Below are 21120 nucleotides of genomic sequence, written 5' to 3' on the forward strand. Positions count from 1 at the left end.
AATTCAGAGCATCTTATAAGATCAATTAAAATTAGGAGGTGAGTATATGAATGCTTTCCCTACTATTACCTTGTGTATGATTGTGAAAGATGAAGCTCATTGTATTAATAGTTGTTTAGAAAGTGTAAAGGGACTAGCTGGTGAGATTATCATCGTAGACACAGGTTCTTCTGATCAAACAATTGAAATATGTGAGAACCATGGTGCTAAAGTTTATTCTTATAAGTGGAAAGATGATTTTGCGGATGCACGAAATTATGGATTATCACTTTCAACGGGTGACTGGATTTTATGGTTAGATGCAGATGAAGAATTAGATGCCACCACAAAATCCAAAATTCCAGAAGCTCTAGCAAATACGAATGCCCATCTACTTTCTCTAACTGTCTTTAATTATTATGGAAAAACAATACCAGTTGATAAAAGTAATGCTTATTTGATACACCAGCTGCGCTTATTTAGAAATTACAAAAATATTACATTCCATAACCGTATACATGAGACACCTCTTCTTCCTGCGGAAATAACGGAGAAAGACATTGAAAGCATTCCAGTATCTATTCATCATTATGGTTATTTGCAGGATATAGTGGAAATGAAACAAAAGGGGCAACGAAATATTAATCTTTTGGAACAAGAATTGTCAGATTCAACACATAGTCCCTGGATAGAATACCATCTGGCTAGTGAAACTTATAGACAAGGAAAATATCAACAAGCATTTCATTTTGTAAATCAGTCCATCTTACTTTTTTTACAACAAAGTCAGAAACCTCCTTCCCTTCTTTACAAATTAAAATATGCGATATTAATAGAAACTGATAGTCTAGACGGAGCATGGCCAAGTATCGAGAAGGCGATCCTTCTTTACCCTGATTATGTAGATTTACATTTTTATAAGGGCTACATTTTATATAAAATGAAAAATTATACGGAAGCGCTACAGGCTTTTGAAAAATGTCTTGAACTAGGTGATCACCATACAAAACATCTTATTTTAAAGGGAATGGGTAGCTTTAAAGCGTGGAAATATAAAGGATTATGTTTGGAACAATTAGGAATGATGGATGAAGCACATGAAGCTTATCTATACGAAAAGGAATATAAAGATAAATTAGAGTTGGAAAATAATACAAGTATTTAAAACTATAACTTAGGCAATAAAAAGATGACTCTGGTATTGTACCAGAGTCTTTATTTATGTTTTTTTGAACATTATAATCTTCCTATTTATTAGTGCAAAATCTCACGAGAACTCCCCTGTTTATCATCGGGCTATCCACTTCATATGCAACACTCCCCCAAACACTTACATCTCATTACTCAAGGTAAACATATACTCCCTATTTTTTTATAAAAGGCTTTTCTATTATCTGCTTTATTAACAACACAAGAGACACTTAGCTTATCCCTTTTCTCCACACCTGAATAGATTATTAACAGAGCAATCTTTGTTTCACCATGTGGTTATACCAGATTGTTCCAAATAAATTATAAAGGAGAGAGCAAATGTCGCAACCAAATATTCCTAATATTTCCCCTAACATTTCAATCACGAGGGATGAAGCTATTAACTTACTCTTAGCTTCTATTGCCATGGAAGAGTTGGGACTAGCACATATCATTAATGCCGAAGGAGAAAAAATACAATATGCACTCGGCACAATACCTGGATTGACAGCACCGGCTTCTTTACAGGAAATCTTACAAGTGAATGACAGCGTTCAAGATACGCTGTCATTGGCGATAAAAAAAGAACTATTATTAGATAGTAAATTGAAACAAGTAACTCAAATTACTTCTGGAAGTGGAGTTACTGGTCCAACCGGTGTTACTGGTGTTACCGGAGACACTGGACCTACTGGGGCTACTGGAGACACTGGACCTGCTGGAGTTACGGGCGCTACAGGCGAAACTGGACCTGCTGGAGTTACGGGCGCTACAGGCGACACCGGACCTACTGGAGCTACTGGAGACACTGGACCTGCTGGAGCTACGGGCGCTAGCGGACCCGCTGGACCTACTGGCGCTACCGGAGGCACTGGACCTGCTGGACCTGCTGGACCTACTGGCGCTACTGGAGACACTGGACCTGCTGGAGTTACGGGCGCTACAGGCGACACCGGACCTACTGGGGCTACTGGAGACACTGGACCTGCTGGAGTTACGGGCGCTAGCGGAGGCACTGGACCTGCTGGACCTACTGGAGACACTGGGGCTGCTGGAGTTACGGGCGCTACAGGCGACACCGGACCTACTGGCGCTACTGGAGACACTGGACCTGCTGGAGCTACGGGCGCTAGCGGACCCGCTGGACCTACTGGCGCTACTGGAGACACTGGACCTGCTGGAGCTACGGGCGCTAGCGGACCCGCTGGACCTACTGGCGCTACCGGAGGCACTGGACCTGCTGGACCTACTGGCGCTACTGGAGACACTGGACCTGCTGGAGCTACGGGCGCTAGCGGACCCGCTGGACCTACTGGCGCTACCGGAGGCACTGGACCTGCTGGACCTACTGGCGCTACTGGAGACACTGGACCTGCTGGAGCTACGGGCGCTAGCGGACCTGCTGGACCTACTGGCGCTACTGGAGACACTGGACCTGCTGGAGCTACGGGCGCTAGCGGACCCGCTGGACCTACTGGGGCTACCGGAGGCACTGGAGCAACTGGTGCTACCGGATCGACGGGTGCAACTGGATCTGGGACCCCTTCTTCCGTAAACCTCATTTACGTGACAAACGAGGCCAGTAACAATGTCTCCGTCATTAATGGAAATACCAATACCGTCATAGCCACCGTTACAGTGGGTTCTTTGCCAATTGGTGTCGATGTGAATCCCACCACCAACCGAATTTATGTGGCAAATGAGGGCACGAACAATGTTTCTGTCATTGACGGAAATACCAATACCGTCATCGCCACCGTTACAGTGGGGATTAATCCATTGGGTGCAAGGGTGAATCCTAATACAAACCTAATTTATGTGACAAATTTGAACAGTAACAATGTCTCTGTCATTAGCGGACTTTCCAATACCGTCATAGCCACCATCCCCGTGGGTACTGGGCCTTTTGGTGCATGGGTGAATCCTACAACCAACCGAATTTACGTGGCAAACGCGGTCAGTAACAATGTCTCCGTCATTAGTGGACTTACTAATACCGTCATAGCCACCATCCCCGTGGGTACTCAGCCATTGGGTGTAGCCGCGAATCCTATCACCAACCGGATTTATGTGGCAAACAGTGTCAGCAACAATGTCTCCGTCATTAGCGGACTTTCCAATACCGTCATAGCTACCATCCCGGTGGGTACTCAGCCAGGTGGTGTAGTGGTGAATCCTAATACAAACCTAATTTACGTGACAAATACTGCCACCAACAATGTCTCCGTCATTAACGGAAATACCAATACCGTAATAGCCACCATTACAGTGGGTAACACCCCTTTGGGATTAGCTGTGAATCCTCTAACAAATGGGATTTACGTAGCAAACCAGATCAGTAACAATATCTCCGTCATCGACGGAAATACTAATACCGTCATAGCCACCATTCCAGTTGGTACCAACCCTGCGGGAGTATCACTGAATCCTTAACGGGAAGTTCATGAAATGCCAAACACGAATCCTATTTTGTTCCTCATACACGTGAACAGTAACCAGTTTGTGTCGCGCAAACTGGTCACTGTCGTTTATTGATTTCTACAATTCCGAATCATTTGATTTACCGTGTCTCGCTGCTTTGGAGAGCATATAGTATTGCATGTACGCCATATAAAGGTGACAAAATGATTACAATTAGCCTTTGCATGATCGTGAAAAACGAACTAGAACCTTGGAACGATGCTTACAATCCATTCGGGATGCTGTAGATGAAATCATCATCGTGGATACTGGATCGACAGACAATCCCAAAGAAGTCGCAAGCAAGTGGACTCCTCATATCATCGAGTTTGAGTGGATTAACAATTTCTCATTAGCTAAAAATCGTTCCTTTACAGAAGCTACAATGGACTACATCCCGTGGTTAGATGCAGACTATGTTTTACCTAAAGATCTTCAGAAGTTATTGCAGATAAAACAATCTCTACCAGAGTCTTTTTTTATGTTTCTTTGACCATTATAATCTTCCTATTTATTGGGGCATAACTCAACGAGAACTTCCTGTTTATCATCGAGTTATCCACTTCATATGCAACACTTCCCAAAATTCACGTTCACTACTTACATCTCATTTCTCACGGTAAACATATTCTTTTTAAGGTCTTTCTATTATCTGCTTTATTAACAACACAAGAGATATTTAGCTTATCCCCTCTCTCCACACCTGAATAGATTATAAGAGAGCAATCTTTGTTTCACCATGTAAGGTATACCAGATTGTTCCAAATAAATTATAAAGGAGAGATCAAATGTCGCAACCAAATATCCCCAATATTTCCCCTACCATTTCAATCACGAGGGATGATGCTATTAACTTACTCTTAGCTTCTATAGCCATGGAAGAGTTGGGACTAGCACATATCATTAATGCCGAAGGGGAAAAAATACAATATGCACTCGGCACAATACCTGGCTTATCCACATCAGCTTCGCTAGAGGAGATTTTACAAGTTAATGACAGTGTTCAAGATACGCTTGAAATGGCGATAAAAAAAGAACTACTATTAGAAAGTAAATTGAAACAAGTAACTCAAATTACTTCTGGAAGTGGAGTTACTGGTCCAACCGGTGTAACTGGTGTTACCGGAGACACTGGACCTGCTGGCACTACTGGTGCAACAGGAGCTACAGGGGATACCGGCACAACTGGGAATACTGGGGCTACTGGCGCTACCGGCGCTACCGGGAATACTGGGGCCACTGGACCTGTTGGAGCTACGGGCGCTACAGGCGACACCGGACCTACTGGGGCTACTGGCGCTACCGGGAATACTGGGGCCACTGGACCTGTTGGAGCTACGGGCGCTACAGGCGACACCGGACCTACTGGGGCTACTGGACCTGCTGGAGCTACGGGCGCTACAGGCGACACCGGACCTACTGGGGCTACTGGACCTGCTGGAGCTACGGGCGCTACAGGTGACACCGGACCTACTGGGGCTACTGGGGATACCGGCACAACTGGGAATACTGGGGCCACTGGGGATACCGGCACAACTGGGAATACTGGGGCTACTGGAGACACTGGACCTGTTGGAGCTACGGGCGCTACAGGCGACACTGGACCTACTGGGGCTACCGGAGACACTGGGGCTACTGGCACTACTGGTGCAACAGGAGCTACAGGGGATACCGGCACAACTGGGAATACTGGGGCCACTGGGAATACTGGGGCCACTGGACCTGCTGGCACTACTGGTGCAACAGGAGCTACAGGGGATACCGGCACAACTGGGAATACTGGGGCCACTGGACCTACTGGACCTACTGGACCTACTGGAGCTACCGGAGACACTGGACCTGCTGGCACTACTGGTGCAACAGGAGCTACAGGGGATACCGGTACAACTGGGAATACTGGGGCTACTGGCGCTACCGGGAATACTGGGGCCACTGGAGCTACCGGAGACACTGGACCTGCTGGCACTACTGGTGCAACAGGAGCTACAGGGGATACCGGCACAACTGGGAATACTGGGGCTACTGGCGCTACCGGGAATACTGGGGCCACTGGACCTACCGGAGACACTGGACCTGCTGGCACTACTGGTGCAACAGGAGCTACAGGGGATACCGGTACAACTGGGAATACTGGGGCCACTGGACCTACTGGGGCTACAGGAACTATTGGTGCTACTGGGGCTACTGGGGCTACTGGGGCTACTGGGGCTACTGGGGCTACCGGGGCTACAGGAACCACTGGGAATACTGGGGCCACTGGACCTACCGGGGCTACAGGAACTATTGGTGCTACTGGGGCTACCGGAACCACTGGGAATACTGGTGCCACTGGACCTACTGGGGCTACAGGAACTATTGGTGCTACTGGGGCTACTGGGAATACTGGCGCTACGGGAACTACTGGGGCTACTGGCCCTACCGGGAATACTGGGGCCACTGGACCTACTGGGGCTACAGGAACTATTGGTGCTACTGGGGCTACTGGGAATACTGGCGCTACGGGAACTACTGGGGCTACTGCTACAATACAAAACGGACTATTTAGTGTTAATGTAACATCTGTAGCAAATGGCACAGCCATTTCGTATTCAACCACGTTTATTAATGGCTCTGACATTTCTCACCCTACAAACACAACCTTTGTACTAGCAACTGGGCACATTTATTTGGTTTCGTATACATTCAGAGCAACTAGTTCTTTAATCGGAAATATTACTGTTACACCAAGATTTAATACGGTATTTGAGAGTCGTTTTTCAGGTAAATCAGTTACTGGAACTTTAGATGCCAATGTTAGCGTATCAGGTACGTTCTTAGCTAATGCTACCGCAGGTGCCATTACATTAGATTTTATTTATAATGGATCTGCAACTACCACTTTGTCTGATGGTTCTGTTTCGATTATTGAAGTTCAGTAAAATACAAGGGGGTGGCACTTGCCTTGCCACCCCCAATAATAAAACAATAAACTTTGAGTCCTCTATTTAATAGGAAGCAATTAAGTAATCTCTCTTTCACAGAGTCCGTCGTAAATCGAGATTCATTTTTCATTCTTTTTATATTTCTTGATCTTCTAGCAAAAATACATCATCCGCATCCAACCACAAAATGAAATCTTTTGTTGCTTATACAGGTTCAACCGATCAAACGAAAGGGGTGTGTAAAAAGTATCCCCAGCATAAATATGATTTTGAATGGGTGCATGATTTTGCAAAGGCGAGAAATTATGCTTTTCAACGACGTTGATTTCGTTATGTTTTTTTAACTTGTCCCATGTTAAATTATTGTTCATTTATAAACATCCTGTGTTTCTATGAAACGCAGGATGTTGCATGAAGAGCAAAGTGATTTAGGGCACTTCCCAACATCTTAGAAGGTACAAATTATCCCTTTGTATTTTTTTTATAGTTTTTAAAAAACTCCTCATTATATTTTACTTTAGAGTCATTCGGTCGAAATTTTTTAGCTTGAGTATTATGTTCTTCCGCAAGTCCGATGTCACCTATTTCCCAATAACACACACATAACTGAAGGTGTGGATACCAGGTTGAGTAAGCCTCTTGCTTAAATCCTTGATGATCATCTTCCACTATTTCGAGGGCTAAGCGGTACCATATTATGGCCTTTTTAAAATTCCTTTTACCTTTATAAAGATCTCCTAATCTACAAGAAACCTCTGGGCGTGGAACATCATAACAAATAGACATGACTAGTGATTCCTTTTCTTTTTCTACATTGCCAAGGTTTCTGTAACACTCTGCCATGTTTATACAAGCTCGGATTTCATCCTCAACCCAACCTTTTTTTGTCGCTAAGAATGCTTGATAATAAAGAGTCGATTTTTGAAACTGAGCGTGATCTTTTAATTCATTTGCATAATAATATAAATCTCTTGGTGTGAATTCTTCTCCACTTTCCAAACGTTCTTCATAGATTTTCAGGTTTCTATCGCTTTGAATAGATTGGTAATTCTTATCGCTTTTACGATGAGTTATCGCTATATCTGCAGTATAAATATTCCCACCAACTTCTAAATATTCATGGACAGGACCAATCCATTTAAAGTTGTTCTCTCTTTTAACTAAACGGTTTCTTCTAAAACTAAAGGTTGGATTGCCATATTCGTCAAAGGCAGTATGATAAATCATCGATACTGCATCAATTGAAACATCTAAATCCTTTTTTAGAGTTTTAAATTTTTGAAGGTCCTCTTTTAGTAAAATATCATCCGCATCTAACCATAAGATATAGTCCATTGTTGCATGACTGAATGCAAAATTTCTTGCAGCAGAAAAATCATTAATCCATTGAAAATCGATAACCTTTTCCGTGAACCCCTTTGCAATTTCCTTTGTCTTATCTGTCGAACCTGTATCCACAATAATTATTTCATCACAAATTTCCTTTACACTGCTTAAACATTGATGTAATACCTCTTCCTCATTTTTCACGATCATACAAAGAGTTATTGTACACATACTTCATCACCACCAAATTAGAAAATTATAATAATATATGGTGTTTTAAAATATTTGGGAACCAAGTTAATATGAATCCTTGCATAATAGGTAATTCCCTTAGTTCAAATAACTTTTCAAGATACATCTTAAAGAAACGTAATAACACAAACCCTTTCATGATACTTTGAATAGACTGTAGATAGAACAACCCGTACACCTTATAATGCTTGTGAACTCTTTGGAATACTGGGTTGTTCAATAAAACAAAGAAAGAGAGATGTTGTATGTCCCAACCGAATATTCCTAACATCACCCCTACTATTACAATCGATAGGGATGATGTGATTAACCTACTCTTGGCTTCCATTGCTTTGGAAGAATTAGGACTCGCTCACATCATTAATGCGGAAGCAGAAAAAATTCAATATGTTCTTGGTACCATACCTGGATTGACTCCAAGAGCTACATTAGACCAAATATTAGCAGTAAATGACAGCGTTGAAGATATGCTCGATTTGGTAATTAAAAAAGAATTGCTGTTAACAAGTAAATTAAAAGAAGTAATTAATTCTATTCCTCCTACGCCGTGAATAGGTGACTCCAGTATCGTTCTCTGGAGTCTTAATTTAGGTTCTTTTTAATTATTGTAATCACCCTCTAAAATGGTTTTCCTTCTAGTCATAATTCGATAAGAAATGTGCAGTTCAGCAATGGGTTGATTTTTCATAATCAGGCTATCAAAGTAACAATTAGTCCTCCATATAAAAAGGCAATTCATTCTCTCAATTCTAATTCCCTTGAAGTATGGATGCTTTTTGCCCATTCTTTTAATAAAAAGCTATATTTTTTCTGCTTTATTTAATACATAAGAGGCATCTGACTTATCTCCTTTCTACTCCCTTGAATAGATTATTAACAGAGCAACCTTTGTTTTATCATGTTCGATATAGCAGATTGTTGTTCAATAAATTATAAGGAGAGAACAAATGTCTCAACCAAATATCCCCAATATTTCACCTACCATTACAGTCACAAGGGATGATGCAATTAACCTACTCTTAGCTTCCATTGCGATGGAAGAGTTAGGACTAGCCCATATCATCAATGCCGAAGGAGAAAAAATTCAGTATGCACTTGGCACATTACCCGGCTTATCCCCGCCCGCTACTTTAGAGGATATATTACAAGTGAATACGAGCGTTCAAGATACGCTCGAGTTAGCGATGAAAAAAGAACTGTTATTAGATAGTAAATTGAAACAAGTGGCTCAAATTACTACTGGAAGTGGTCCAACTGGAAATACTGGTGCTACGGGAGGCACTGGGCCGGCGGGCGCTACTGGAAATACTGGTGCTACCGGCGGCACTGGGCCGGCGGGCGCTACTGGAAATACTGGTGCTACCGGCGGCACTGGGCCGGCGGGCGCTACTGGAAATACTGGTGCTACCGGCGGCACTGGACCTACCGGAAATACCGGTGCTACTGGCAGCACTGGACCTGCTGGTGCTACAGGTGACACTGGCGCTACCGGAAATACCGGTGCTACTGGCGGCACTGGCGCTACCGGAAATACTGGCGTTACAGGTGACATTGGCGCTACCGGAAATACTGGTGCTACTGGCGGCACTGGCGCTACCGGAAATACTGGTGCTACTGGCGGCACTGGCGCTACCGGAAATACTGGTGCTACTGGCGGCACTGGCGCTACCGGAAATACTGGTGCTACTGGCGGCACTGGCGCTACCGGAAATACTGGTGCTACTGGCGGCACTGGCGCTACCGGAAATACTGGTGCTACTGGCGGCACTGGCGCTACCGGAAATACTGGTGCTACTGGCGGCACTGGCGCTACCGGAAATACTGGTGCTACTGGCGGCACTGGCGCTACCGGAAATACTGGTGCTACTGGCGGCACTGGCGCTACCGGAAATACTGGTGCTACTGGCGGCACTGGACCTGCTGGTGCTACAGGTGACACTGGTGCTACCGGCGGCACTGGACCTACTGGCGTTACAGGTGACACTGGCGCTACCGGAAATACCGGTGCTACTGGCAGCACTGGCGCTACCGGAAATACTGGTGCTACTGGCGGCACTGGACCTACTGGCGCTACCGGAAATACCGGCGCTACTGGCGGCACTGGCGCTACCGGAAATACTGGTGCTACTGGCGGCACTGGACCTGCTGGTGCTACAGGTGACACTGGTGCTACCGGCGGCACTGGACCTGCTGGTGCTACAGGTGACACTGGCGCTACCGGAAATACTGGTGCTACTGGCGGCACTGGACCTGCTGGTGCTACAGGTGACACTGGTGCTACCGGCGGCACTGGACCTGTTGGTGCTACAGGTGACACTGGCGCTACGGGTAATACCGGCGCAGCTGGGCCTGCTGGAGCTACTGGGGCAACAGGCGACACTGGGCCGGCGGGCGCTACTGGAGCTACTGGCGCTACGGGGGCTACTGGAACAGGATTATCAGAATTCGCGTACATTTATAACCTACTTGCTCAAACGATTGCTATAGAAGCGGATGTTCCTTTTGATACAAATGGTATTCTTACACCTGGAATTACACATGCTCCTGGAACCCCTTCGATTCTATTTTCGACTCCTGGAATTTACGAGGTTACTTTCTCCGTATCTGGTACAGAACCGAATCAATTTGCACTATTTTTAAATGGTGTGCAGGTTCCTGGGACAGTCTACGGTTCAGGTGCAGGAACGCAGCAAAACAACGGGCAAGCAATATTCTCTATTGCAGCTGGTCAAACTCTTACTCTCCGTAATCATACTTCCGCTGCAGCGGTTGGCCTTGCGAGTGTAGTCGGAGGCACACAAGCAAACGTAAACGCATCTGTTGTCATTAAAAAATTAGATTAGTTTCTAATATTAAGTACAACTCTTGAAAGAAAAATACACCACCTACAGAATTCCTATCTGTTGGCGGTGTATTTTTTAATTAATCTACGACAAAGTATCTCGCATCTGGATGCGCAAAAACGATTGCAGAAACGGATGCTTCTGGTTCCATCATGAACTCCTCAGTAAGTAGTACTCCGATATCTTCAGGTTCTATCAGACTAAATAGTTTTGCTTGGTCATCTAAATTTGGGCAAGCTGGATAGCCGAAGGAGAAGCGTTGACCTTGGTATTTTGCAGCAAATCGATCACGCATTGTGAAATCCGTTGCATCTGGGAATCCCCATTGGTCTCGGATTTCTTGGTGAATGCGTTCCGCAAAACCTTCTGCTAATTCAAGCGCAGTTGCCTGCAGTGCATGACTTTCTAAAAACTTGCCTTGGTCTTTTAGTTTTGCCGCTGCAGCACGAACTCCATGTCCAGCAGTTACTAGCATTAGTGCTACATAATCCATTTCTCCACTGTCCACAGTTTTTAAATAATCAGCCAAGCAAAGAAATGGCTCAACGGATTGGCGTGGGAATGTGAATCGCTCGATTTCGGTTTTCGCATCGATTGGGTCATAGATAATTACATCATCTCCATCTGATTGCGCAGGGAAAAATTGATATATCCCTTGTGGCTTCAATATATCCGACTGTAAGTATTCCGTTACTAATTCATGCAACCCAGTTGCACGCTCGTCACCCTCCGCTAATAGTTTTTCACTATAGCCTTTTAACCCTAAATGATGACCGATTAGCGTGCGCATATTCACATATGGGTGTAAATGGGCGACCGAATAATCTTTTAGTACATGTTTACGAACACCTTTTGGTACAAATACCTGGACATCCTCTCGAACGGTTTTAACCGGTTTTTCTAAAACAGCCACCGCCTGCTTAGCTGAGCGATTAGCTTCTGAAACTTTTCGTTTCTCCTGTTGAATACCTAGTTCGACCAATAAAGTCTCTTTATCTGCTTCATTCTGCAATCGATTCGCAAGGTCTAGTCCCTGCATCGCATCCTTCGCATATAGAACCGGTCCATCATATTCAGCAGAAATTTTTGTTTCTGTGAAACGACGAGAAAGCGCTGCTCCACCTACAAGTATAGGCACATCAATACCAGCTTCTTTAAAATCTTGCGCAGTGATGACCATTTGCTGAGCTGATTTGACAAGAAGTCCAGAAAGTCCAATCATATCGGGTTTTTCCTTCCGAATAACCTCTATTAAAGTGGCTGGCGTTACTTTAATTCCCACATCAATTACTTTATATCCATTATTACTTAATATGATGTCTACTAAGTTTTTTCCGATATCATGCACATCGCCTTTAACAGTCGCAAGGACGATTTTACCTTTCCCTGAATCATCCTCTTTTTTCTCCATGAACTGCTCCAAATATGCGACAGATGCTTTCATCACACCAGCACTTTGAAGAACCTCTGCAACTATTAGCTGGTTTTCATTAAACAGACGACCTACCTCAGCCATTCCCTTCATCAAAGGTCCATTTATGACATCTAAAGGTGCATCATACATTTTAAGTGCCGCTTCTAAGTCTGGAATAAGCCCTTCTTTCGTTCCTTCAATAACATAATAGGCAAGACGCTCTGGTACAGTTTTTGGTATATCATCTTCGGTCTTTTCTTTCTGTTTATCGCGGTAAAAGTCGGTGAAATCTGCAAGTGTTTGATCAGTCGTTGTAAATAAAAGCTCATTTGCCATATCGATTTCCTCTTTAGGAATAGAAGCATATCTTTCAAGCTTCTCAGTATTTACAATCGCGTAGTCCAATCCCGCCTGCGTACAGTGGTATAAGTAGACAGCATTCAATACTTCTCGACCAACTGGTGGAAGACCAAATGATACATTACTTACTCCTAAAACAGTCAGTGCTCGTGGCAGCTTTTCTTTTATTAGACGAATACCTTCAATCGTTTCAACTGCTGATCCGATGTATTGCTGGTCCCCTGTTCCAACCGGGAATACAAGTGGATCAAAAATTATATCCTCTGGTGCAAGTCCCCATTTATTTACTAATAAATCGTAAGAACGCTGTGCAACTTCAAGCTTACGTTCTCTTGTTACCGCCATACCAATCTCATCTATGGTTCCAACAACTACAGCTGCACCATATTTTTTCACTAGAGGCATTACTGCTTCAAATCGCTCTTCGCCATCCTCTAAGTTAATGGAATTGATGATTGTTTTTCCTTGGGAATATTTAAGTGCTGCTTCTATTACTTTTTCATCCGTCGAATCAATAACAAGTGGCACTTTAACTTTTTTTACTACTTCTTTCATGAAGTTAGTCATGTCCTCTAGTTCATCACGGTCAGGGTTTGCAAGGCAAATATCAATAACGTGAGCGCCACCTTTAACCTGTGCTCGTGCAATTTCTGATGCTTCTTCAAACTTTTCATCTACTATTAAACGTTTAAACTTCCGAGAACCTATTACATTTGTACGCTCCCCAATGAAGAGTGGGCGCATCGTTTCATCATATTGAAGAGGTTCGATTCCGGATACGACATGTCCGTGTCCTACCTCAGCAGCTGTTTTACGCGGAGCAAGATCCTTTACTGCTTCACGTACAGCTTGAATATGGGCAGGAGTCGTTCCACAGCATCCACCAACAACATTCAACCATCCTTTTTCTGCAAAGCCTCGGAGCTTTTTAGAAAGTGATTCTGGAGATTCATGATAATGCCCTTCTTCGTCTGGCAAGCCTGCATTTGGATAACAACTAACATATCCATCCGATAACTCAGATAGGGAACGTATATGATCGGTCATAAATTCTGGACCAGTCGCACAATTCAAGCCAACTGAAAGTGGTTTAATATGTTCAATCGAAATATAAAAGGCTTCAATACTTTGCCCTGCAAGTGTCGTTCCCATTGGTTCAATGGTGCCAGAAATCATAATAGGCAGCTCTTTATTCAGTTCCTCAAATGCTTGTTTGATTCCGATTGTTGCAGCTTTTACATTCAGCATATCCTGGCTTGTTTCCAGTAAGATAACATCTACTCCACCTTCTACTAAAGCCTTTGCTTGCACATAAAAGTCGTTCGTAAGTTCATCAAATGTGATACCACCAGTGACCGACAACGTTTTTGTAGTCGGTCCAATTGCCCCTGCTACAAACCGAGGCCAATCAGGTGTGGAGAATTCCTCTGCACAGGTTTTAGCAAGCTTGGCAGCTCGAAAGTTGATATCATGGGCTTGATCACTAAGATCATATTCATTTAACACGACTGGCGTGCCTCCAAATGTATTCGTACAAATAATATCAGCGCCAGCCTCTAAATACGCACGATGGACGTGTTCAATAACGTCCGGCTTGACGATATTCAAATACTCATTACAGCCGTCGTATTCGTCTCCTCCAAAATCTTCTGGACTAAGATTCGCATTTTGAATCATCGTCCCCATTGCACCATCGATAATTAGTATTCTCTCTTGAAGTTGTTGCTCAATTAGATGTTTGGACATAGCTGAATTCTCTCTCTTTCTTTCGATCAATCTCTTTAATATAGTGAATTAATTCAAGAGACATATCGTACCGGAAAAATGGCGTAATAATATAGATCCCGTTAAATAGTTCCGCAGCTGTATCGATTAATTCCTTCGAAATTTGAATACCTTCTGCAGTAGCACGCTCTCTATCTTCTCCACATAAACGCATCCGTTCTAACACTTCTTCAGACAATTTAATGCCCGGCACTTCATTGTGTAGGAATTCCGAGTTTCGACTATTGGTCAGCGGCATAATTCCTATGAAAATTGGCGTTGATAAATGCTTTGTTGCCTCGTAAATTTCTTGCATTTTTTCTTTTGAGTAGACAGGTTGCGTGATGAAATAATCTGCTCCACACTCAATTTTCTTCTCTAGTCGCTTCACAGCACGGTCAAGCACACGAACATTCGGATTAAACGCAGCAGCTACAGAGAAGTTTGCCTTTTTACGAAGTGATTTACCCGAAAAAGAAATACCTTCGTTTAATTGTTTGATTAACTGAAGCAACTCTAAGCTCGAAACATCATAAACACTTGTCGCTCCAGGGAAATCACCAATTTTCGTTGGGTCTCCCGTTACAGCGAGAATATCATGAATTCCAAGTGCATCCAGTCCCATTAAATGAGATTGGAGACCGATTAAATTACGGTCACGGCATGTAATATGAGCAAGAGGTCTAATGTTTTTTTCGTACTTTAACATCGAGCCCATTGCCATATTGCTGACTCGTGGGGAGGCTAAAGAATTGTCAGCCATCGTCACTGCATCAATTCCAGCAGCGTATAGCTTTTCCGCCCCTTCCATGAATGTAGCCGTGTCAAGGTGACGAGGAGTGTCTAATTCAACAATAATCGTCCGTTCTATTTTCGCTTTCTCATGTAGAGCTTGTGTGTTAGTCTGCTTTGCATCTTGAATAATAATCGGCTTTCTCTTCTCAACGACCTTACTGGTAATAGGTGCTAAATGACCAATATGTTTTTTTACTGCTTCAATATGCTTTGGTGTCGTCCCGCAGCAGCCTCCTATTAATCGTACTCCTGCATCCCTCAGATATAACGCCGCTTTACCAAAATACTCGGCATCGGATTCATAGACAATTCGTCCTTCATCTATATCAAGCAGACTTGCATTTGGATAAGCAGAAAGGAATGAGTTTTCCGGAAGCTTAACTCCTTCAAACGCTTGAATTGTATGATGGGGACCGAGTCGACAGTTGACTCCAACAATGTTCGCTCCAATTGTTTCAAGCTGAAGTAGTGCATCATTAAGTGGTAAGCCGTTTTGCAAAATACCGGGTTCATGCATGGATACTTGGGCAATGATTGGAATATCAGTTAGTGTACGAAGATAAGTCACAGTAGTCTTTAGTTCTTCCAAATCATAATAGGTTTCTAGTAATAAGCCATCCGGATATCCTGCTAACAACTGGGTTGCCTGCTGATCGAGTGAATGGATAATCTCTTGGAGCGAGGCATCACTTTTCCGAATTCCTCGAATCCCCCCGATTGTACCCAGGACAAATTGATTGCCCGGAGCAGCAGCTCTTTTTGCAATTTGGATTGCTGCTTCATTTATTTCTTTCACTTGATTTTGTAGCCCGTACCGCGCCAATTTAATTGCATTCGCCCCATACGTATTCGTTTGAATAATATCTGCTCCGGCCTCAATATAATCCTGATGTATCTTCTCAATAATTTCCGGTTTCTGAATATTCAATTCCTCATTGCAATAATCAATTCCATACGAATAAAGTAGCGTTCCCATCGCTCCATCCGCTGTCAATATAGATGTCTGTAATCTCTCTAATAAACCCATCTCAATCCACCCTCTCCCATATAAAAAAGCCTTCCATGAAAAGAAGGCTTTTTGAGTATGCAAGATACCACCTTCTCATCTTTCAGACTTTTGCAAAGTCTGCTGGATTTAGCACCTGACCAAATTGGCTGGTTGCTGAAGCGTCGTAGGGCCAGTCCCTCGGCTTCTCTTGATAAGAATTCACTATTCAGTTTTTTGTGACTACAGTAATCCTACCTTTATTCAACTAAAGCGTCAAGGTGTTTTTTGAATAATCTAAATCAAATCAATTTACGCATATATTCCTCAATTTTCAAGATAGAATCTTCATATCGGAGTGACAATGCAGTCTCTCTTCCTTTTTCACTTAGAGATTTCCGTAGTTCTTTATCTTTTAATAGTCTTTCTAAATGATTAGCGAATTGTTCCGTATCCCCTGGGTCAGCTAATAGACAATTATACTCAGATACCGCATAATCCCTTACTCCTCCACAATCTGACGCGATGACAGGCGTTCCACATGACATAGCTTCTAATGGGGGCATCCCGTATCCCTCATACCAAGATGTGAACAAAAATAGGTCGGCCTCCTGATAACATTGAATGAGCACTTCTTGCCTAGGATGTATAATCGTTTCAATTGGAAAAGTCGCATGAACAGTAGGTGGTGATTGGCACACCCACTTCACATGAAAACGCAGTCCTCGATCCCAAGCTATTTGTAAAGCCTGAATTGCATCATTAAAAGATTTAAAACGTAAATGTGGATTGCCAACTAATAACACGGTCAGTAACTCTTTATCTTCATTCTTCTCAATTGGTTTATATACATTGACATCTATTCCAATCGGAATGACTTCGGAAGTTATATCGAATCGAGCCATTAAAATACGAGATACAAACTTCGAGATACTCGCAATAGGGATATCTGACTTATAACATGACTGCAGGTACGATTTAATACTATTAAAATTGTTGTATTCTGGAATATCCCCAAACAACAATTCATGCCCTTGTTCATAATAGAAAACAGGTGGATTTATATCTTTTAATTCTAATAGCTGTGGAAACCAACCCGCAACTACAATGTCACAATCCTCCACATATTTTTTAAATGGTTCAAAAGGTGGGATAATCACTTCACGATTCACTTCTACATCAGTCCATGATGGCAATGCCCGTTGCCCTTCCATTCCTCTAAAATAGGCTGTAACATGGTGCCCCTTATTTTTCAGCATTTCCATCTGTGCCAATAACATTTTAAGTCCACCAGTTAAATTTTGATGTGGTAAAAGATAGCCGATTTTCATGGAGCTATTCTTCTCTTTAAAGGACTTTCTTCTATTGCTAGGATAAAATTTAAATAGATTGGCTCCATTATTGCCAACCTTAACTTGACTAAATTGAAAATCAAAATCAACAAAATCGACTATATTCCATCGACTTTTATGTGTTTCAAGTTTATTTCCTAAGTATTCTCCTTGTGGTGCAGGCATAATCGGAGTGGATACAATCAAAGATTTATTTGTAACTTCCAATAATTTATCGATTAAACGTAAGCCTTCTTCTTTATCAAAATGCTCTAATACGTCAATTAACAGAAGTGTGTCATATTTCTGTGTTAGGGTAGGTAACACAGAAAAAATATCGCCATAGTACATTCTATTATATACATGATCATGGATTGGGTTATTATAGCCTTCAAATCCTTCGATACCATCCAGTTGTAAATGCCAAGATTTTTTATCATAGCGTTCATATGGTATATCAAAGACTTCGCGCAGTAGGACTCCGTATTTACCAAATCCCACTCCTATATCAAGAATTGACTGAGGTCCATCATGCGTAACTAAATCAATAATAGCTGGAACAGCTTGATACCAACTTGTTGGCATATTTACACCTCCTCCTTTGTTTAAAAGCGTAAGTTCTTGGCTCTACAAAATCATGGCCCCCTATAAAATGGACAATAGGTTTTATTTCATTTATAAAGCTCCTACATAAACTAGATGTGAGCATCTTACACTAACACCTCCTAATGGTCTACCTCTATATGTATGTCTTCAATACTTGTCTCATGATTAAACTTTCAATTGTTTTAATAGTAATATGGGATTTAATTAGGGAGAATAACTGATATCTATAACGAAAGAGACTGTTTAAGTACACAGTCTCTTTTAGGAATTTATTTACTATTAAATTTTCCCATGATTTGCTCCGCCGTTTCCTTACCATTTTTAATACAAGCGGCAATGCCAACTCCGTAATAAGAGCAGCCGGCTAGTATCACATTCGGCATTTCATCAGACATTTTAGCTGTTAATGATTGAATCGCCTCACCATGTGCTAAATGATAGTTTGGCATTTGATCGTTCCATTTAGTTACTTCTATCACCTTAGGCTTGCCCGTTAGTTTCAAGCTCATTTCAATATCCTGGAGTGCAACTTCTACTAGCTCGTCCTCCGTCATATCCTTCATGCTCTCAAAGGCTGGGCTTACGCTCTTATAGAACATTCGAACAAGTAATTGATTGTCTTTTGATGTGTGTGTCCATTTACGGCTAGTCCACGTGCATGCATTACATTTCACATCACTATTTTCAGATACGATAAAACCAGTGCCCTCTGCTGGAAGCTGCTCGTCTGGGATATCAAAACCAAGATATACGCTAATAAGCGAGGAGTTTTTTAGCTTCTTGAAATCAGTATCCAACTGTTCATCTTGAAGAATTGCCTGCGCTACATGATGAGGAGTAGCAAGCACTACACTATCTGCTTCAATCGTTTCTCCATTAGTCAATAAAACCGAATAACGACCATCCTTCTTCTCTACTTTCTTCGTTGCCACACCTTTAATAATCGTAAATTCACTCAGCACTTCCTCTAAGCGGTCGATAAGTGTGGAAAGTCCATTTTCGAAGGAGATAAATTTTTTATTTGCTGCAGCTTGGAACTTTGCTTTATTTTCTTCTAGACCTTTAATAATACTGCCGTATTTATTTTTATAATCAATTAAATAAGGCAATGTTGTAGCGATAGTGAGCTTATTTAAATCTCCAGAATACACACCTGATAAAACAGGTACAATTTGTTTTTCAACTAGTTCTTTCCCTAAGAAATATTCTAAAAATGATCCAACGGAGCTTTCTTTCGTAAAAGTTTCATTTGGTAATACTAAATCCTTTAATGCTTCTTTTTTCCCTGCTTCTGATACTAGAGTACTGCTATTTAAAGATTCAATACTTGTGGGAATACCGAATACAGTGTCTACTGGAATCGCATGTAATTCATTGTTTGTGTAAATGTATGAAATGCCAGTAGAGTTGTACACTTTTTTATCTTCCAGCTGCAGCTCTTCAATTAATTGTGTGATGGCTTCGTTTCTTGCAACAATTGAATCCGCACCAACTTCCATGATGAAGTCGTTTTCTTGCACGGTATGAATCTTACCACCTAAATAATCATTAGCTTCTACTAATACTAACTCTATATCTAAAGACTTTTCGTTTTTAAGTTTTTGCAAGTAATGCATTGTAGAAAGGCCTGTAATGCCCCCACCAATAACCACTATTTTTTTCAAAGTAACCACTCCTTATATCGGTTCATACAACTAGTATAAGTGTTTTTGAAAATATCGGATATGATTTACCTCACTGCTACAAAGTAAATTATGAACAAATAGAGAAGTTAGTTCTAAAGTTTTCGTTCAATAGTTTATATGAATAGAAGGAGATAATACGGATGCAGAGGATTAAATTCATGTGGAAACTATTTTTAAAACAGCCTGCCTGGTTTAAATTTGTTATCACTATTACTTTTCTAGCTTCAATCATTTTCAGTAGTTCCTACTTTTCGAAAAATGACTTTTATGAGGGCATTTCCAAACTGGCCGCTGCAATCTTTTTTGGTGTCTTTGGATATAAAACTCGAAGAAATCGAAATTCTTCTACTATCTTATTTATCCTGGGAGCTTTTTGTATGCTATTAGCTATTTGGGCATTCTTGTGAAAAGGCTATATTAAAACATATTGTTAATAATAAATAAAAAGGACCAATTAAGGTCCTTTTTATTGTGTCATTGCTCGTGTTTAACTCTATTTACTCTTTGAAAGTTATTTCTCAGCACAAATAAATTTAAAAATTCAGATAAATTGTATTGCATTTTTACTAAGCTTTCGCATATACTAAAATAAAATTTAGTAAAAAATATTTTAGTAATTGGAGGGTATATGAAATGAGCCTTTTAGATATTTATTTGCAAAAAAACGGGAAGAAACGGTACGATGTATTCAAAGCAACTGGAATGAGTCAGCAAATGCTTGCTAGTGTAAACAAAAAAAATATAAGCAGTTATTCAGTTAAAACGATACAAGCAATTGCTAAAACAGTAGAGAAGAGTGAAGGTACTGTTTTAGAAGAGTTAGTAAGGTTAGAACAAGAAAATGTATACTTTGAAGCATTTAATGTGGATCATTTACTATTAGCATTTAAAAATAAAGAAACTCATATTGTGATCAAAGGTGAATATAAAAAAGAAATAGATAAGTTTACCAATGCACAGCTTTCCGATACAGAAACTCTAGGTTTGGAATTAGGTTCTGCTGGAACTATAACTATTTTAGCAGAAGTAATTTTACAAATAGCAAATCTATTTAGTAGTAAAGAAGCTGATCAAAAGAAAATTGAAAGTCAAATCCGTAAGTATAAAATTAAGAGAATTAATGAAAATGAACTATTATTGTATTTGCGACAATTAGATTATTAATTTCTAGAGTCTTTGATTACATTGCAGTTTTGATACAAGGCTTT

At 41.6% G+C, this 21120-nt stretch carries 12 protein-coding genes, 1 pseudogene and 1 riboswitch; of the genes and pseudogenes, 8 read left to right on the plus strand and 5 right to left on the minus strand.

The annotated features are described in order from the left end of the window. The first annotated feature begins 46 nt into the window (after positions 1 to 46). The 4 genes and pseudogenes from ACN6MX_RS16120 (at position 47) to ACN6MX_RS16135 (ending at position 6548) form a co-directional block, all read left to right on the plus strand. Positions 47 to 1144, plus strand: coding sequence for a glycosyltransferase (locus ACN6MX_RS16120; RefSeq protein ID WP_419959850.1), 1098 nt, complete (start codon positions 47 to 49; stop codon positions 1142 to 1144). Positions 1145 to 1509: 365 nt separating this feature from the next. Beyond that, positions 1510 to 3603 (plus strand): YVTN family beta-propeller repeat-containing protein, encoded by a 2094-nt coding sequence (locus ACN6MX_RS16125; protein ID WP_419959851.1) that lies wholly within the window; start codon positions 1510 to 1512, stop codon positions 3601 to 3603. Positions 3604 to 3794: 191 nt separating this feature from the next. After that, positions 3795 to 4102, plus strand: a pseudogene (locus ACN6MX_RS16130) (glycosyltransferase); the annotation flags it as partial. 316 nt (positions 4103 to 4418) lie between these two features. Next, positions 4419 to 6548 (plus strand): collagen-like protein, encoded by a 2130-nt coding sequence (locus ACN6MX_RS16135; protein ID WP_419959852.1) that lies wholly within the window; start codon positions 4419 to 4421, stop codon positions 6546 to 6548. Positions 6549 to 7013: 465 nt separating this feature from the next. Here the strand turns inward: ACN6MX_RS16135 and ACN6MX_RS16140 are convergent, their stop codons facing one another. Then, positions 7014 to 8108 (minus strand): glycosyltransferase, encoded by a 1095-nt coding sequence (locus tag ACN6MX_RS16140; RefSeq protein ID WP_419959853.1) that lies wholly within the window; start codon positions 8106 to 8108, stop codon positions 7014 to 7016. Positions 8109 to 8374: 266 nt separating this feature from the next. On the opposite strand from ACN6MX_RS16140, the gene ACN6MX_RS16145 reads away from it, so the two are divergent. Continuing rightward, on the plus strand, positions 8375 to 8680 hold the full coding sequence (locus tag ACN6MX_RS16145) for a hypothetical protein (RefSeq protein ID WP_419959854.1): 306 nt from the start codon (positions 8375 to 8377) through the stop codon (positions 8678 to 8680). 396 nt (positions 8681 to 9076) lie between these two features. Then, on the plus strand, positions 9077 to 10972 hold the full coding sequence (locus ACN6MX_RS16150; protein ID WP_419959855.1) for a collagen-like protein: 1896 nt from the start codon (positions 9077 to 9079) through the stop codon (positions 10970 to 10972). A 79-nt stretch (positions 10973 to 11051) separates the two neighbouring features. Here the strand turns inward: ACN6MX_RS16150 and metH are convergent, their stop codons facing one another. The 4 genes from metH to ACN6MX_RS16170 form a co-directional block, all read right to left on the minus strand. Then, positions 11052 to 14492 carry a methionine synthase gene (gene metH, locus ACN6MX_RS16155; RefSeq protein ID WP_419959856.1) on the minus strand — a complete coding sequence of 1147 codons (3441 nt, stop codon included), beginning with the start codon at positions 14490 to 14492 and terminating at the stop codon, positions 11052 to 11054. After that, a complete protein-coding gene (locus ACN6MX_RS16160) occupies positions 14473 to 16332 on the minus strand; it encodes a bifunctional homocysteine S-methyltransferase/methylenetetrahydrofolate reductase (RefSeq protein ID WP_419959857.1) in 1860 nt (619 codons plus the stop codon). The genes metH and ACN6MX_RS16160 overlap by 20 nt, the downstream gene beginning before the upstream one ends. A 72-nt stretch (positions 16333 to 16404) precedes the next feature. Further along, positions 16405 to 16511: riboswitch (SAM riboswitch) on the minus strand. A gap of 81 nt (positions 16512 to 16592) precedes the next feature. Further along, positions 16593 to 18206: a glycosyltransferase family 4 protein gene (locus tag ACN6MX_RS16165; protein WP_419959858.1), complete on the minus strand. Its 1614-nt coding sequence runs from the start codon at positions 18204 to 18206 to the stop codon at positions 16593 to 16595. 290 nt (positions 18207 to 18496) lie between these two features. Next, positions 18497 to 19891 carry a protoporphyrinogen oxidase gene (locus ACN6MX_RS16170; RefSeq protein ID WP_419959859.1) on the minus strand — a complete coding sequence of 465 codons (1395 nt, stop codon included), beginning with the start codon at positions 19889 to 19891 and terminating at the stop codon, positions 18497 to 18499. Positions 19892 to 20052: 161 nt separating this feature from the next. Between ACN6MX_RS16170 and ACN6MX_RS16175 the strand changes: the two genes are divergently transcribed. Both ACN6MX_RS16175 and ACN6MX_RS16180 read left to right on the plus strand, forming a co-directional pair. Beyond that, on the plus strand, positions 20053 to 20319 hold the full coding sequence (locus tag ACN6MX_RS16175) for a hypothetical protein (RefSeq protein ID WP_419959860.1): 267 nt from the start codon (positions 20053 to 20055) through the stop codon (positions 20317 to 20319). A gap of 226 nt (positions 20320 to 20545) precedes the next feature. Beyond that, a complete protein-coding gene (locus ACN6MX_RS16180; RefSeq protein ID WP_419959861.1) occupies positions 20546 to 21076 on the plus strand; it encodes a hypothetical protein in 531 nt (176 codons plus the stop codon). Positions 21077 to 21120: the final 44 nt, after the last annotated feature.

Source organism: Psychrobacillus sp. BM2 (assembly GCF_048572895.1).
GTDB lineage: Bacteria > Bacillota > Bacilli > Bacillales_A > Planococcaceae > Psychrobacillus.

Coding starts and splice junctions, on each gene's coding strand:
- ACN6MX_RS16120 (WP_419959850.1), top strand. CDS start 47: ATGAATGCTTTCCCTACTATTACCTTGTGTATGATTGTGAAAGATGAA.
- ACN6MX_RS16125 (WP_419959851.1), top strand. CDS start 1,510: ATGTCGCAACCAAATATTCCTAATATTTCCCCTAACATTTCAATCACG.
- ACN6MX_RS16135 (WP_419959852.1), top strand. CDS start 4,419: ATGTCGCAACCAAATATCCCCAATATTTCCCCTACCATTTCAATCACG.
- ACN6MX_RS16140 (WP_419959853.1), bottom strand. CDS start 8,108: ATGTGTACAATAACTCTTTGTATGATCGTGAAAAATGAGGAAGAGGTA.
- ACN6MX_RS16145 (WP_419959854.1), top strand. CDS start 8,375: ATGTCCCAACCGAATATTCCTAACATCACCCCTACTATTACAATCGAT.
- ACN6MX_RS16150 (WP_419959855.1), top strand. CDS start 9,077: ATGTCTCAACCAAATATCCCCAATATTTCACCTACCATTACAGTCACA.
- metH (WP_419959856.1), bottom strand. CDS start 14,492: ATGTCCAAACATCTAATTGAGCAACAACTTCAAGAGAGAATACTAATT.
- ACN6MX_RS16160 (WP_419959857.1), bottom strand. CDS start 16,332: ATGGGTTTATTAGAGAGATTACAGACATCTATATTGACAGCGGATGGA.
- ACN6MX_RS16165 (WP_419959858.1), bottom strand. CDS start 18,206: ATGCCAACAAGTTGGTATCAAGCTGTTCCAGCTATTATTGATTTAGTT.
- ACN6MX_RS16175 (WP_419959860.1), top strand. CDS start 20,053: ATGCAGAGGATTAAATTCATGTGGAAACTATTTTTAAAACAGCCTGCC.
- ACN6MX_RS16180 (WP_419959861.1), top strand. CDS start 20,546: ATGAGCCTTTTAGATATTTATTTGCAAAAAAACGGGAAGAAACGGTAC.